Source organism: Collinsella sp. AM38-1BH (assembly GCF_003467545.1).
Classification (GTDB): Bacteria; Actinomycetota; Coriobacteriia; order Coriobacteriales; family Coriobacteriaceae; genus Collinsella.
Map to the genome: position 1 here is coordinate 61,863 of NZ_QSHC01000005.1, position 14,538 is coordinate 76,400.

Below are 14,538 nucleotides of genomic sequence, written 5' to 3' on the forward strand. Positions count from 1 at the left end.
GAGGAGAGACAATGAGCAAACTCGTCGAGGGCATTAAAGACCGTGTGGTCGCTGCCGCACGCGAGGCTGCGCCCGCCGTGGTGGACGCCGCGCAGAAGGCCGCGACTGCCGCTGCCGAGAAGGTCGCCGAGGCGGTTGCCGAGGCCAAGAACGCGGCAGGGGAGACGTCCATCGCTAGCGAGCCCGCCACCGCCGCTGAGCCCGTAGCCGTCACCGCCGCCCACGCCCCCGAAGGCGCGATCTTCAACCCCGAGAACGCTCGTGGCAACCTGCACTTGGGCATCGACGTGGGTTCCACCACCGTTAAGCTCGCCGTGCTCAACGACGACAACCAGATCGTCTATGCCAAGTACCAGCGCCACCACACCGACGTCCGCGCCTGCGCTCGCGACCTGTTCGAGGGTGCTGCGACCGTGCTGCCGACGGCCCAGATGACCTGCGCCATTACCGGCTCGGGCGGCCTGCTGCTGTCCCAATGGCTCGACCTGGAGTTTGTCCAGGAGGTCATCGCCAGCAAGCGTGCCGTCGAGACCCTTATCCCGGCCACCGATGTCGCCATCGAGCTGGGCGGCGAGGACGCCAAGATCATCTACTTCGACAACGGCATCGAGCAGCGCATGAACGGCACCTGCGCCGGCGGCACTGGCGCGTTCATCGACCAGATGGCCACTCTGCTGCACACCGACGCCAGCGGCCTCAACGAGCTCGCGGCCAACGCCACCACCATCTATCCAATCGCCAGCCGCTGCGGCGTCTTTGCCAAGACCGACGTCCAGCCGCTGCTCAACGAAGGCGCCCGCCCCGAGGACGTGGCGGCCTCCATCTTCCAGGCTGTCGTGACCCAGACTATCTCGGGCCTGGCGTGCGGCCGTCCCATCCGCGGCAACGTCGCCTTCCTGGGCGGCCCGCTGCAGTACCTCTCCGAGCTGCGCCACCGCTTCTACCTTACGCTCAACCTGGACGAGGAGCACCGCATTGTGCCCCAAAACGCTCACCTGTTTGTGGCGAGCGGCGCCGCCATGGCGCATGAGTCCAACAAGCTCAGCACGTTCCCGCAGCTCATCGAGGCTATCGATGCCCTGGGTGACACACAGGGTGCCGAGGTCGAGCGCCTGGATCCGCTCTTTGCCACCGACGAGGACTTCGCCGAGTTCAAAACCCGCCACGACCAGGAAGTCGTCCCCAAGGGCAAGCTCGACGGCTACACCGGCCGCGTGTTCATTGGCATCGACGCCGGTTCCACCACCATGAAGGCCGCGCTCGTGGGCGAGGACGGCCAGCTGTTGCACACCTGGTACGGCAACAACAACGGCGACATCCTGGGCACGGCCAAGGTCATCATGGCCGATTTCTACAACCATATCCCTGCAGGCTGCACCATCGGCCACGTGACCACCACGGGCTACGGCGAGGCGCTGCTCATCGAGGCCCTCAAGGCCGACTCCGGCGAGATCGAGACCGTCGCGCACCTGCGTGGCGCCAAGGCATTCCTGCCCGGCGTGGAGTTCATTCTGGACATCGGCGGCCAGGACATGAAGTGCCTGCGCGTCAAGGACGGCGTTATCGAGCACATCATGCTCAACGAGGCCTGCTCGTCGGGTTGCGGTAGCTTTATCGAGAGCTTCGCCGTCTCTATGAACATGGACGTGCGCGCGTTCGCCGACGCCGCCATCCATGCCAAGGCCCCGGTCGACCTGGGCAGTCGCTGCACGGTCTTTATGAACTCGCGCGTCAAGCAGGCGCAAAAGGAAGGCGCCACGGTGGGCGACATTGCGGCCGGCCTGTCCTATTCCGTCATCAAGAACGCCTTGTTCAAGGTCATTAAGCTGCGCGACCCCAAGGAGATCGGCAGCCAGGTGATCGTTCAGGGCGGCACCTTTATGTCCGATGCCACGCTGCGCGCGTTTGAGCAGCTCACCGGCGTTCATGCCGTGCGTCCCGACATCGCCGGCTGCATGGGCGCCTATGGTGCGGCCCTGCTCGCCCGCGATCGCGCCGGTGCCGATGGCACCTCGACCATCCTTTCGGCTGAGGACATCGCGCACCTTACCGTGACGCAAAAGCATGTCCGCTGCGGTCGCTGCTCCAACAACTGCCAACTCACCGTCAACGACTTTGGCGGCGGCAGGCGCTTCATTACCGGCAACCGCTGCGAGAAGGGCGCCGGCCACAAAAAGCAAAAGACCGAGGCCCCCAACCTCTTCAAAAAGAAAAACGAGCTGCTCTTTGACCGCGAGGTGCTGAGCCCCGACGAGGCCCCGCGTGGTACCGTCGGCATCCCGCGCGCGCTCAACATGTACGAGAACTACCCCTTCTGGCATGCGTTCTTTACGCGCTTGGGCTTTAGCGTGCAGCTGTCCGACCAGTCGAGCAAGAAGACCTACCAGGCGGGCATCGAGTCCATGCCGTCCGAGAGCGTGTGCTATCCGGCCAAGATGAGCCACGGCCATGTGATGAACCTTATCGACCGCGATGTCGACTTTATCTGGATGCCGTGCGTGCGCTGGGAGCGCAAGGAGGATCCGACCGCTGGCAACTGCTATAACTGCCCCATCGTCATGAGCTACCCCACGGCGCTGGCGCTCAATATTGACGAGATTCGCGAGCAGAACATCGAGTTCCTGTACCCGTTTGTGCCCTATCACGATAAGACCGAGCTCAAGCGCCGCCTGTACCAGGTGCTCGCCGTCGACCGCGTGGCCGATGCGCAAGCCGGTCGCGGTCGCGTGCGCGGTCCCAAGATCACGCGCTCCGAGGTCGATGCCGCCGTCAACGCTGCCTTTGAGGCCGACGCGCGTTTCCACGAGGATATCCAGACCATGGGCGAGGAGGCCCTTAAGTGGGTCGAGGACCACGGCGGCCACGGCATCGTACTCGCCGGCCGTCCTTACCATAACGACCCCGAGATCAATCACGCCCTGCCCGAGCTTATCTCGAGCTTTGGCTTTGCGGTCTTTACCGAGGATTCGCTTGCGCACCTGGTGAAGCCCGAGCGTCCGATTCGCGTCGTCGACCAGTGGATGTACCACAGCCGCCTGTACGCCGTCGCCCGTTTTGTGACGATGCGCAACGACCTGGACCTGATCCAGCTCAACTCCTTCGGCTGCGGCCTGGACGCCCTGACCACCGACCAGGTGCAGGAGATTCTGGAAGCCAGCGGCAAGATCTACACCGTGCTCAAGATCGACGAGGTATCCAACCTGGGTGCCGCGCGCATTCGCATCCGCTCGCTCATGGCCGCGCTTAAGGACCAGGAGGCCGAACGCCTGGCCGAGGCCACGGCCGCGGGCGAGACTTACGAGCAAGGCGACGCCGCGCCGGTGGCGCCCTCTACGGATGCCCCCGCGTTTGCGAGCCGCAAGTACACGTTCGAGGCGCAGCGCGAGAGTGCTTCGACCGCGTGGCCCAAGGTGCCCTTTACCGAGCAGATGCGCGAGGAGGGCTATACCATCCTGTGCCCGCAGATGGCGCCGATCCACTTTGACCTGGTCAAAGAGGTATTCCGCGGTGCCGGCTACAACCTGGAGCTGCTGCCCTCGACTGACCACGATGCCGTCGAGGCCGGCCTGCGCTACGTGAACAACGACATCTGCTATCCGTCGATCCTGGTGACGGGCCAGATCATGGAGGCCATCGAGAGCGGTCGGTACGACCTGTCCAAGACGGCTGTGGTCATCAGCCAGACCGGCGGCGGCTGCCGTGCCACTAACTACATCGCGCTCATCCGCAAGGCGCTGCGCGAGAGCGGCCACCCCGAGATTCCGGTAATCTCGCTTTCGGCCGTGGCGCTGGGCGAGGACAACCCCGGCTTTAAGGTTACGCCGGCGCTGCTTAAGCAGGCGGTCTACGCGGTGCTCTTTGGCGACGTGATGATGCAGATGCTCTACCGTTGCCGCCCGTACGAGGCCACGCCCGGTGCTGCCAACGCACTCTACGAGGAATACATGGCGCGTGCCCGCAAGCTGGCGCCTAAGTTCAACAGGCACAACTACACCAAGCTGTGCCGCGAAGCCATCCGCGCGTTCGACACCATGCCGCTCGTGGGCGAGGGCACCAAGCCGCGCGTGGGTGTGGTCGGCGAGATCCTGGTCAAGTTCCACCCTACGGCCAACAACCATGTGGTCGACGTGATCGAGCGCGAGGGCTGCGAGGCCGTGGTGCCGGGTCTGCTCGACTTCTTCCTGTACTCCATGAGCAACGCGGAGCTGCAGAAGGACGAGCTGGGAAGCTCTGCCACTACGCGCGCTGGTATGCAGGCGCTCATCAAACTCGTGGACTGGATGCGTACGCCGGTGGAGGAGATGCTCGAAAGGTCCCGCCGCTTTGAGGCTCCCGAGCGCATCGGCACCATGGCCGACAAGGCCCGCACAGTGCTTTCGGTGTGCAACAACATGGGCGAGGGCTGGCTGCTCACGGCCGAGATGCTCGACCTGATCGACCACGGTGCGCCCAACATCATCTGCACGCAGCCCTTCGCGTGCCTGCCCAACCACGTGGTGGGCAAGGCCGTGATCAAGGAGCTGCGCCGTCAGCACCCCGAGAGCAACATCGTTGCAGTGGACTACGACCCCGGTGCGTCTGAGGTCAACCAGCTCAACCGTATTAAGCTCATGATCAGCGTGGCAAAGGAGAACATGCGCGCTGGCAAGGGCTTTAAGCTCGAGAAGGTGGCGCCGCTCGCGATGGACGAGGTCACCGGCCAGATGCGTGCCCATGATGGCTGCGTGAGCTGCGGACCGGCCAGCGAGGAGGCCGTTGCATCGGTCGCCAAGCGTCTGGGACACGGCATTAAGAAGTAGCTGGCCTGCTATGGGCTGGATATGAGACAAACGGGTGGTAGCCGTACCGGCTACCACCCGCTTTTTCTGGACATATGTTGCGTAAATGACCTTGCTACAGCCTTCCGTGGGCTTGTCCGATTTTTGGGCCGGTTCGGGCTTTGAGGACAAGTTGCTGCAGGCCCAAGGCGATTTTTCGCTCAATGCGGGCCAGCACAGTGTGACCTATCTGCCAAACGACGATACGGTAACAACCGGTCGCTACCAGGTACTGCTGTACGACAACAACTTTGGCGCGGCCGAGAGCTATCCCAAGTTCGACTGGGGCCAGCTGGGCGCCGCGGTGGTGACCGACTACAGCAAGGGAACGCATTCGTTTGGGCGCATCTTTACGGTGGACGAGAACGCGCGCACCTACGAGCTCGAGGACCAGGTCGCAGTGCCGTTCTCGGGCTACGTAAGCAGTGCACAGCGCGTCGGCGATTCAGATAGTATGCTCGTGGCATCGGGCCAGGCCAAGACCTTTACCGAGTACGATCGCTATGGACTGCCCATCGCCACCTACGAGATGGAAGCCGAGAAGTACATCTACCGCGTGTACAAGTACGAGCTGTAGCGCTGCGCTTGGCTGTGCCTGCGCCCCGCGGCTGCGCTCTCGTGCCGGGCCCACCTCGCGTCCCGCATCACTTTACGTCAAACTCCACACGATCGAGCTCGGGCACATTGAGGTCGATGAGTTTGCGGGCGACACGGCGGTCGTGCGCCCCAAGCGCCTCGCCTGTCGTCACATGGGCGACGATTTCGCGCTCGACGATGCCTTCTTCGTCCCCTTCGGTGGCCGAGGTCTCGACGGCGACGGTGTAATCCTTAAAGCCCGGCAGCACCGCGGCAAGCTCGCGCGTGGTCTCGGTGACGCCGTAGCCGTCCTGCACGCCGGCCTGCGCCGATCCAATGGAGCCTGCGGTCATAACGATGCAGGGGATGGCAAAGATGACCGTTCCCACGATGATGCGGCGGCGCACTTTGCGTGACAGCTCGTTGACCTCGGCGTTTTCCTTGGCGGTCACAATGCCGTCGCCGTTCAGGTCGCGCTTGAGCGGCACGCGCAAAAGAAGCAGCACGGCTTCGGCAGCCAGTGCGATAAAGACTACATTGATGCCAAACTCGTAAAGCGCCGAGAGAAACAGCGACCCGCTTGCGATGGCGATGCCGTAGCCCGCCGCGCACAGGGGCGGCATGAGCGCGGTCGCCACGGCTACGCCGGCGATGAGCGTGGCGGGTTCCTGGTCGCGCGAGTTGCCCAGGCCACCCGCAAAGCCGCCCGCGAGCGCGACGGCAAGGTCCCAAACAGTCGGTGTCGAATTGTCGATGATGGCGGCCGTGGTGGTGCCAAGGGGCGAGAGCTTAAAGTACAACGTGGACGTGACCAGGCAAAAGGCCATCTGTAGAGCCAAGCTCGCGACGGCCTCAAGGGTGATCTCGCGGTCGAGCGTGGCGATGCCGTATGCCATGGCAAGGACCGATCCCATAAGCGGGCAGATGAGCATGGCGCCCACGATGGCGATGTCCGAATCGATATCGAGGCCGATGCTTGCGATGAGCATGGCGATGATGAGGATACACAGGTGAGAGCCAGTCAGACGCGCCCCGTTTACAAAACGCTTGCGGATCACGTGATAGGGCGCGCGTCCCTCGCGAATGTTGAACGCGCGCTTTAAAAAGCGACCAGTCTGCTCGGCAGCCTCACTATGGGCAGGGCGGATGCCGTGGCGCCGGTGATGGCGTTCGCGTAGTCGCTTGATCTGTTGTTTGTCGAGTTCCATGTCCACCTCGTTCCAGCGCGGTCCGCGCAACGCGCCCGTTGTCCTAACTCTACACCGTGGCGGGCGGGGTGTCTGTTGGATGCAGAATCCGATAGGGCGGATGACGCGGGAGCAAATGCAAATCACAGGCTCAATTCCATCCCGCGAGAATATGATGCACCAGCTCCTTCAAATGTGACGAAACTGTGAAGCACGAGAGCGTGAATTTCAAAAAATACGCTGGTCGTCAATGTTGCGCAACAGAATTCAAAAATCGACAGCTACCGTTTGATACGTATGGATACATCCGTGTCAAAGGGAGAAAGCCATGGCAAACTACAGTCCACAACACTTTGAGCCTCGGGCCAAGACTGCCAACGTCAAGGGCGTTGCTAACCGCGCCGTCGCAACCGTTTTGACGGCGGGCCTCATCGCTCAGCCGCTCATGTCGCCGCTGGCGGCAATCGCCGCACCGTCAACCGATAACGGCGATTCTGTTCAGGGGGGGGGGTAGTTCTGTAGAGAACACCGTTGCCGCCGGTAACCAAGCGGTCGTAAAGACGGCTGCCCAGCTGGCCGAGGAGTCGGCAAAGCAGCTCAAGGACGCTCAGGCCGCCTACGATGCCGCCCAGAAGAAGGCCGACGCGGCGGGCCAGTCTCAAAAGCAGGCACAGCAGCAAAAGAATCAGGCCTCGCAGGCCGTGACCGATAACGCCGCCGAGCAGAACGAGGCCGAGGTAGCCGCGCTTCAGGAGAAGATCGACGAGCTTAAGGCAGCCGTCGAAAAGACCGAGCAGCAGCAGAAGAAGCTGGGCGACCTGAACGATCAGCTCGAACAGGCCAACAAGAGTGTCGAGGATAAGACCCAGGCGCTCAAGGACGCCAAGGCAAAGCAGGATGAGGCCAAGAAGGCCCTCGATGATGCCCAGGCCAAGCTCGAGGCCATGGGTATGGACGAGTACGAGGCCGCCAAGAAGGCCGTCGAGGACGCGCGGGCAAAGCTCGATGACGCCAATAAGGCCGTTACTACTGCACAGGACAATCTGGACCAGGCCAAGGCTGCCGAGGCCAGCGCCCAGCAGGAAAAGCAGAATACCGAGGCAGCTTTGACGACTGCCCAGGCCAAGAAGCAGGAGACTGCCGCTGCTCTCGCAGCCGCAACCACCGCGCGCGATAACGCCCAGCAGAAGTTCAACCAGGCGCAGGCCGCGCTCGATGCTGCCGTCTCGGGTACGGGTGTTGACCTGAGTGCGCTTGAGGCCGCCAAGAAAGCTGCTGCTGGTGAGCTCAAGACCGCGCAGGCGGAGCTCAATGCCGCGACGGATGCCGACGCCACCGCACAGACAAATCTGCAGGCCGCCCAGGCTGCCGTCGCTGCCGCGCAGGAGAAGGCCAACGCCGCCAACGCTGCTGTAGCATCTGCCCAGTCTGCATACGATGCGGCAAACAAGGAGTACAAGGACGCGGCCAGTAAGCGTGACGCCGCGAAGACGGCATACGAGCAGGCCCAGCAGACCGAGGCCGACAAGAAGACCGCGTACGATAAGCTTGTCGAAGTTCGCAAGCAGAAGCGCAGTGAGTGGGAGGCAGCCTGCGCTGCTTCGAACGCCGCGGAAAAGGCTTATGACGCTGCTAATGTCCAGGTTGAGGCTCTTGAGCAGCAGATTGCTGACCTCAAGTCCAACATGACCGTTGACCAGGAAGTCATCAATAAGGGCATGCTCGGCTTTATGGCCTACATCAGCAACAGCAGCGATTTCACGGCTATGCAGAAATCGAACGCCAAGGACGCAATGGCTACACTCACCGGCGCTGACGACAAAGCCGAGTGGTATGACGATTACGTCGATCAGGACATGTCTCGCGACACCAATCCGCTTTCCTTGGAACAGCTGCGCAACGCCCTGACATATCTCGACACCCAGAACAACCTCCGCAAGGCGAACGGTCAGTCGGCGCTCAGCGTCAGCCTCCGCATGACCGCAGCAGCTGCACTCAACGCCTCATATTCATCGAATATTTGGGATCACTCGAACTGTTACTTCGATAATGCTGAGAATCTCGCAGGTGGTGGCGGTGCATATACCGGTGGTGAGACCGAGGATACCCTGGGCTGGCCCTACACCGGTCTCTACACTCAGGAGAAGGTTAATTACGAGAATTGGATTAAAAAGTACGGTGTGGATAGCGAGGCCGGCAAAGATCTCATGGCTCATCGCTATGATTCGTACTATATCTACCAAAACTATTACGATGTGTACCACGGTACAAAAGATAAGAATGGCAATCAAAGAGGAGACGCCTGCGGGCACTATCTCAACATTATCGATTCCGCTACGGTGGCTATCGGCATCGCGACCGGTAGCGGTAAGAACACCGATTCCGAGGTAACCATATTCGATTACAGCGCTGATGACACTCAGGCTGATTTCACTGTTTCCGAGTTCAAGAAGCTCGTCAACGACTACATCGATTCTGCCTATAACGCTGGCGGCACGCAGGCGCAGAAGGCGCAACTCAAGGAGCTTCAGGGCAAGCTCGCCGAGGCGCAGAAGAACTTTGGAACTACTAGGGAAGCTTACTTCGCAGCTGTAAACGGGCAGGATGCCGCCCAGGACGCTTTCACCGCAGCCGATGTGAACATGAACACCGCCAAGGGCGAGTACGAGAAGGCTCAGTCCGCTACTGCTGCCGCCAAGTCCGCCTACACCGCCGCCGAAGCCAAACTCAAGGGTATCGACGTCAAGACGCCCAAGACCAAGCTCAACGCCGCCAAGGGCGAGGCCGCTACTGCCCAGGCAGCTCTCGATAAGGCAAACGTCACGCTTGCTGACGGCAAGGCAAAGGCAACCGATGCCGCTGCTCAAAAGGCGAAGGCTCGCAGCGCCCGCGATGCTGCCAAGGTAAAGTCCGATCAGGCCAAAGAGGCGTATGACAACGCTACCGCTTCGGTCAAGGACCTTGCCGCCAAGTGCGATGCCGCCAAGACGGATCTTGCGAACAAGCAGGGCACGCTTGACGATGCCAAGAAGGCCGACGACACTGCCCAGGCTGGCGTTGACAAGGCTCAGGCCGCAGATGTGCACGCCGCGACCGCTCTTTCGGGCGCCAAGCAGGCAGTTGCCGCCAAGACGCAGACCCTGTCCGACGCACAGGCGAAGGCCAAGGCCGCCGAGGACGAGCTTGCCACCGCAAACAAGGCCTTCGAGCGCTTCGCCGGTGCCCAGAAGGCGGTCGACGACGCCAAGGCCGCCTATGACGCTGCCGTCGCCGGTGTCGCCGATGCCCAGAAGCAGCTCGAGGCCGCCAACGAAGCCGTCGTCGATGCGAACCTCGATATCTTCAAGGCCAAGGCCGAGCTTGCCAACGATGAGGCACTCAAGGCCGATCTTGAGGCTGTCGACCACAAGGCATCCCTTGCCGCGGGCACGACGGGCAACGAGAAGCTGGTCAAGCTGAACGCTGCCTACGCTCGCTATAAGGCCGCCGTCGATGCCGCCGCTGGCCTCAAGACTGCTCTGAGCGATGCCGATGCCAAGCTGTCCGATGCCAACGACGCCTATGCCGCCGCACTGGCCGAGCTCGGAGATGCCAAGGATGCCCTGGCTGCCGCGCAGGCCGAGTACGACAAGTATCATCCCAAGGCCGAGCCGCAGAGCAAGCCTCAGGCCAAGCCCCAGGTTACGCAGGCCGCCGCAAAGGCCCCCGTTGCCAAGAAACAGGCTGCGCCTGCCGCGCTCGCCCAGACTGGCGACAATTCCGCTCTTGCGGGCGAGGTGTTCGTCATCGGCGGTATCACCCTCGTGGCCGCTGGTGTGACGCTGAGCGATCGTCGTCGCAAGCAGATGTAGCGTTTCGAGCGTAGTTTCTGCAACGAACTTCGGTTCATAGCAGGAACGCTTCGATAGCTTAACCGATAAGGCCGGCGCGCTGTTAAACGCAGCGCGCCGGCCTTTCTTTGTTTCGATTTCAAAAAGCCCGGTCAGCAGCCGCAAAAGCTACCGACCGGGCAAGCCGTAGGCAATATGGTTGCTGTCGAGCAGCTGCTCGACTTAGCCCAGCAGGCTTAAGCCCACGGAGACAAATGCCAGGATAACGCCGACGATGGACTCGCCGCCGAGCAGGCCGCTGGCGACAACCAGGCCCTGCTCCTGGAAGGCGGCGTCCTTGGCAGCCCTCTCCTCGTCAGAAAGACCAGCGGTGGCGTCGCGGTGGGCGGACCACTTGTCGTAGGCGAGCTTGACGCAGGAGCCCAGGAATGCCGTGAGTGACATGTAGAACGGCAGGTACACGCCCAGGCCGATCATCATGGCCGGAATGCCGAGCCAGTACATGACGATGCCGGCGATAAAGCCGCCTGCGAACCACGGCACGCTCGGGATACCCGAGACCATGGTGGCGACCACGCTTGCCTGCGCGGCCACAAAGCTCTTGTCGGGGCCGAAGGCGTCCGGACCATAGGCGGTGACGAGCGCGACCATGACAGCGGCAGCGACCAGGGCGCCCACGATGCCGCCAATGGCCTGGCCGACCCACTGTGCGCGCGGGTTGGTACCCAGTACGGCTCCGGCCTTAAAGTCGTTCATGACGTCGCCAGCAAGGCCGCACGCCACGGCCACGATGCCGGCGATAAAGAACAGCTTGACCTGCGCGAGCTGCGCGAAAGCTGCCACGATGAGCATGACGATGAGGCCAAAGATCTCCATGGGATCGATACCCGTCTGGCCGCAGCTCTGAGCGCTCATAATGGTGGTGACAAAGGTGAACAGCGTGACGATGACGGCCGGAACGGGGCCGAGGTCGAGCGCGATGGCAACGATCACGGCGATGGCTGCGGTGCCCAGGCCGATGACGCCGGCGTCGAGCTTAAGCGAGCCCGAGATGAGCGACTGCTCGTCGGTGTCGGTGGAGCTGTCGGCTGCAAGACCGCGGACGATACCGGCGACCTGCGGCAGGATGTCCTTAAGGACGACGGCGACTCCAAAGCCCATCATAAGGCCCATACCGAGGGACTTGACGATACCCTGCGCGGTCACAATATCGAACAGGCCGGCAGCGGTGCCGCCAACGATGATGCCAAAGTTGCCCAGCAGCGCGCCGGCAAACCAGAAGGCGACGGGGGCGAAGCCCACCAAAAAGCCGATGGACAGCAACATGGGCGAGTTGTAGATGGCAAAGGTCACGCCGGGGATATTGAGCGTACACAGCATGCTGGGCACCACGCCCAGAGCGTCGCGCAGCACGCTGTAGATGCCTGCGATGGCCATGGAGCCAAAGAGCTGCTTGCCGGTCTTGCCGCCGGCCTCGGTGGCGCGCAGGGTCTGAGCTGCGGCGTTGCCGGTGGGGAACTCCAGCGCGGCGTCCACGATAAAGTGACGGTGGATGAGCGCTGTCGCCAGAAGGCCCAAGATGGTGCCGGCGAGCGCCACGATAAACATGTCGAGCCAGCTGATCTGGTCGGCATAGCCCAGCATCCAGGCGCCCGGGATGGTAAACGCCAGGCCGCCGGCGACCATGGCGCCCGCGGACATGATGGTGTGGGTGACGTTGGCCTCGTTGAGGCTGGCGTTGCCCATGAGCTTCAGGAAGAACAGCGAAATGACGGCAGCGAAAATGATCGGCCAGGGGAGTGCGCCCATCTTGAGGGCGGTATAGGCCGAGCTTGCCGTGATGATCACGCAGCCAAGGACGCCGATGACGACGCCGCGCAGCGTGAGTTGACCGCGCATCGAGGTACGGTTCGAGGGATTGCTCATATAGAACTCCTTTGCGTATATCCGCTTCCCCCGGGAGCGCCGCTACGGATACGGCGCGGGAAGTCGGGTTACCAAGGGCCGCCGCGTGAGCTCGCGCGCGACCGCGCACCAGTATAGCCGCAAGCTAGTCATTTTGGGACGGGGCTATTTTAGCTACCCCTGTTTGCCGGAGGGATATACTGCTGGGCAGACGAAAGGAGCGCCGACGATGCTTAATGGGTGCGCATATATATTGACGGTCGACGTGGGCAACACGTTCATTCGCTTTGGCCTGTTTGCAGAGGATTCGGCCGCGGCGCAGGAATGTCCGCTTGCGACGTGCGAGATCACCACGCCGTCGAGCATCACAGCAGACGAGGCGCGCATGCGTCTCGTGCAGGTCATGGCCGCACTGGCGGCCGATGCGGGCATGCCGGGTGTGCTCGTACCCGCCGCGGCCGTGCTGAGCTGCGTGGTCCCGGCGCTCGAGCGCCCGTGGAAGGCGGCGCTTTCCCGCACCTGCACGGGGCGCGTGCTCACCGTGGGGCCGGGACTTAAGACCGGCATGCCCGTGCACTACGACGATCCGGCCGAGATCGGCCCCGACCGCATCGCCGATGCCGTGGCGACCCGTGCCGTCTACGGCTCGCCGTGCATCGTGATCGACCTGGGCACTACGACCAATATCGAGGTCATCGATGCGCGCGGAACCTTTGTCGGCGGCGTCATCGCGCCGGGTCTGGCACTTGGCGCCCGCTCGCTTTCGGCCGCTGCGGCGCGCCTGCCGCAGGTCGAGCCCTCGGCACCCACACATGTGATCGGTCGCAACACGCGCGAGGCCATGCGCTCGGGCGTGGTCTTGGGCGAGGTGGCCCGTATCGACGGCATGCTCGACATGGTGCTTGCCGAGATGCGCGCGACCAAGGCGGCGGGGGAGGGCAGCGTGCCCATCGTCATCACCGGCGACGATGCCGAGGCGCTCGCGGCGTTGGTCGGCCACAGCCTGACGGTCGATGACGCGTTGACGCTTCGCGGCCTGGCCGAGCTCTACCACATCAATCAAAAGCCCCGTCGCGCGTAGCGATGGGGGCGGTGGGACAAAAACGTCTCCACCTTTCACCTGCTACAATGTGTCAAACTATTGCGATTTCGGAGGTGTCTGCCATGTCGGACGATCTTCATCAAACCGCGTCGGGCAAGCGCCGCGACGTTATTAGCTGGGACGAGTTCTTTATGAGCGTAGCCATCGCCGCGCAGCGCCGCAGCAAGGATCCCAATACGCAGGTAGGCGCGTGCATCGCCAGCACCAACCACCGCATCCTTTCGGTGGGCTACAACGGTACGCCCTCGGCACTCAACGACGACTTTTTCCCGTGGGGCACGAGCGATGACCCGCTACAGGACAAGCACAACTACGTAGTCCATGCCGAGGCCAACGCCGTGCTCAACTACCGCGGCTCGCTCAAAGACCTTGAGGGTTCCACGGTCTACGTCACGCTGTTCCCGTGCCATGACTGCGCCAAGATCCTGGCGCAGGTGGGCGTGGGCGAGGTTGTCTACCTGGACAATAAGTACGCCGACACCGACGACGGCCGCATCAGTCGCCGCATTCTCGACTCCTGCGGCATCAGCTACCGCCAGGTCATCGTCGATGTCCACATCGGCACCGGGGAACAAACTCAGCAGTAGCGGCAGCGTGTGCTAGCGCCGGGCGTCGGCAAAAGCAGCTAAAAAAGCCCCGTCCCAAATTGACTGCTCGTGAAAGTCGTGTCCGCGCGCATGGACGGCTCGTGAGCGGGTACATGGCTGTAGTAACATAGCTCTGTCCGCGGGCGCGCCCGCGTTATTGTGAGAAAGGAGCCCCTGTGGCTGTTAACGAAGAGCTGCTTAAGAAGGTTCTTGAGGAGATCCGCCCCAACCTGCAGGCTGACGGCGGCGATATGGAGTATGTGGGCGTCGACGACGAGGGCGTCGTCCAGCTTGAGCTTCAGGGTGCCTGCGCCGGCTGCCCTATGAGCGCACTGACCCTGTCCATGGGTATCGAGCGTATCCTCAAGGAGCACGTACCCGGCGTTACCCGTGTCGAGCAGGTCAATGCCTCCGGCGAGACCGAGGACCTGTACGACGAGTATGCGCCGTTCTAAGATGCGAAAGCTGCGGGCGATGTGCTCCGCATAGACGTCACGCCCAAATATGCGGCTGCGAGCGCAAGGCCCGCGGCCG

9 protein-coding genes are annotated in these 14,538 nt (G+C 62.6%); 7 read left to right on the forward strand and 2 right to left on the reverse strand.

All coding sequences use genetic code 11. The features are described 5' to 3' along the window. Positions 1-11: 11 nt before the first annotated feature. Together DW870_RS03635 and DW870_RS03640 are read left to right on the forward strand one after the other, a co-directional pair. The gene (locus DW870_RS03635; RefSeq protein ID WP_117847985.1) at positions 12-4,799 is read left to right on the forward strand and encodes a 2-hydroxyacyl-CoA dehydratase; all 4,788 of its coding nucleotides are present in this window, start codon (positions 12-14) and stop codon (positions 4,797-4,799) included. A gap of 85 nt (positions 4,800-4,884) precedes the next feature. Further along, a complete protein-coding gene (locus DW870_RS03640) occupies positions 4,885-5,394 on the forward strand; it encodes an aryl-sulfate sulfotransferase (RefSeq protein WP_117770093.1) in 510 nt (169 codons plus the stop codon). A 67-nt stretch (positions 5,395-5,461) separates the two neighbouring features. Here the strand turns inward: DW870_RS03640 and DW870_RS03645 are convergent, their stop codons facing one another. Continuing rightward, complete coding sequence (locus DW870_RS03645; RefSeq protein WP_117770094.1) at positions 5,462-6,601, reverse strand: DUF389 domain-containing protein; 1,140 nt, start codon at positions 6,599-6,601, stop codon at positions 5,462-5,464. A 307-nt stretch (positions 6,602-6,908) separates the two neighbouring features. Between DW870_RS03645 and DW870_RS03650 the strand changes: the two genes are divergently transcribed. Then, positions 6,909-7,094: a hypothetical protein gene (locus tag DW870_RS03650; protein WP_117847987.1), complete on the forward strand. Its 186-nt coding sequence runs from the start codon at positions 6,909-6,911 to the stop codon at positions 7,092-7,094. 187 nt (positions 7,095-7,281) lie between these two features. Beyond that, on the forward strand, positions 7,282-10,431 hold the full coding sequence (locus tag DW870_RS03655) for a CAP domain-containing protein (protein ID WP_117847989.1): 3,150 nt from the start codon (positions 7,282-7,284) through the stop codon (positions 10,429-10,431). 201 nt (positions 10,432-10,632) lie between these two features. Here DW870_RS03655 and DW870_RS03660 read toward each other — a convergent pair whose 3' ends face one another. After that, on the reverse strand, positions 10,633-12,336 hold the full coding sequence (locus DW870_RS03660; protein ID WP_117847991.1) for an OPT/YSL family transporter: 1,704 nt from the start codon (positions 12,334-12,336) through the stop codon (positions 10,633-10,635). A 208-nt stretch (positions 12,337-12,544) separates the two neighbouring features. Between DW870_RS03660 and DW870_RS03665 the strand changes: the two genes are divergently transcribed. The 3 genes from DW870_RS03665 to DW870_RS03675 all read left to right on the forward strand — a co-directional run bounded on the left by DW870_RS03665 (position 12,545) and on the right by DW870_RS03675 (position 14,459). Further along, positions 12,545-13,396 carry a type III pantothenate kinase gene (locus DW870_RS03665; RefSeq protein WP_117847992.1) on the forward strand — a complete coding sequence of 284 codons (852 nt, stop codon included), beginning with the start codon at positions 12,545-12,547 and terminating at the stop codon, positions 13,394-13,396. 83 nt (positions 13,397-13,479) lie between these two features. Further along, positions 13,480-14,004, forward strand: a complete 525-nt coding sequence (locus DW870_RS03670) for a dCMP deaminase family protein (RefSeq protein WP_117847994.1) — start codon at positions 13,480-13,482, stop codon at positions 14,002-14,004. Between the two features lie 176 nt (positions 14,005-14,180). Next, on the forward strand, positions 14,181-14,459 hold the full coding sequence (locus DW870_RS03675) for a NifU family protein (RefSeq protein WP_117847995.1): 279 nt from the start codon (positions 14,181-14,183) through the stop codon (positions 14,457-14,459). The last annotated feature ends 79 nt before the right edge of the window (positions 14,460-14,538 follow it).

Coding starts and splice junctions, on each gene's coding strand:
- DW870_RS03635 (WP_117847985.1), top strand. CDS start 12: ATGAGCAAACTCGTCGAGGGCATTAAAGACCGTGTGGTCGCTGCCGCA.
- DW870_RS03640 (WP_117770093.1), top strand. CDS start 4,885: ATGACCTTGCTACAGCCTTCCGTGGGCTTGTCCGATTTTTGGGCCGGT.
- DW870_RS03645 (WP_117770094.1), bottom strand. CDS start 6,601: ATGGAACTCGACAAACAACAGATCAAGCGACTACGCGAACGCCATCAC.
- DW870_RS03650 (WP_117847987.1), top strand. CDS start 6,909: ATGGCAAACTACAGTCCACAACACTTTGAGCCTCGGGCCAAGACTGCC.
- DW870_RS03660 (WP_117847991.1), bottom strand. CDS start 12,336: ATGAGCAATCCCTCGAACCGTACCTCGATGCGCGGTCAACTCACGCTG.
- DW870_RS03665 (WP_117847992.1), top strand. CDS start 12,545: ATGCTTAATGGGTGCGCATATATATTGACGGTCGACGTGGGCAACACG.
- DW870_RS03670 (WP_117847994.1), top strand. CDS start 13,480: ATGTCGGACGATCTTCATCAAACCGCGTCGGGCAAGCGCCGCGACGTT.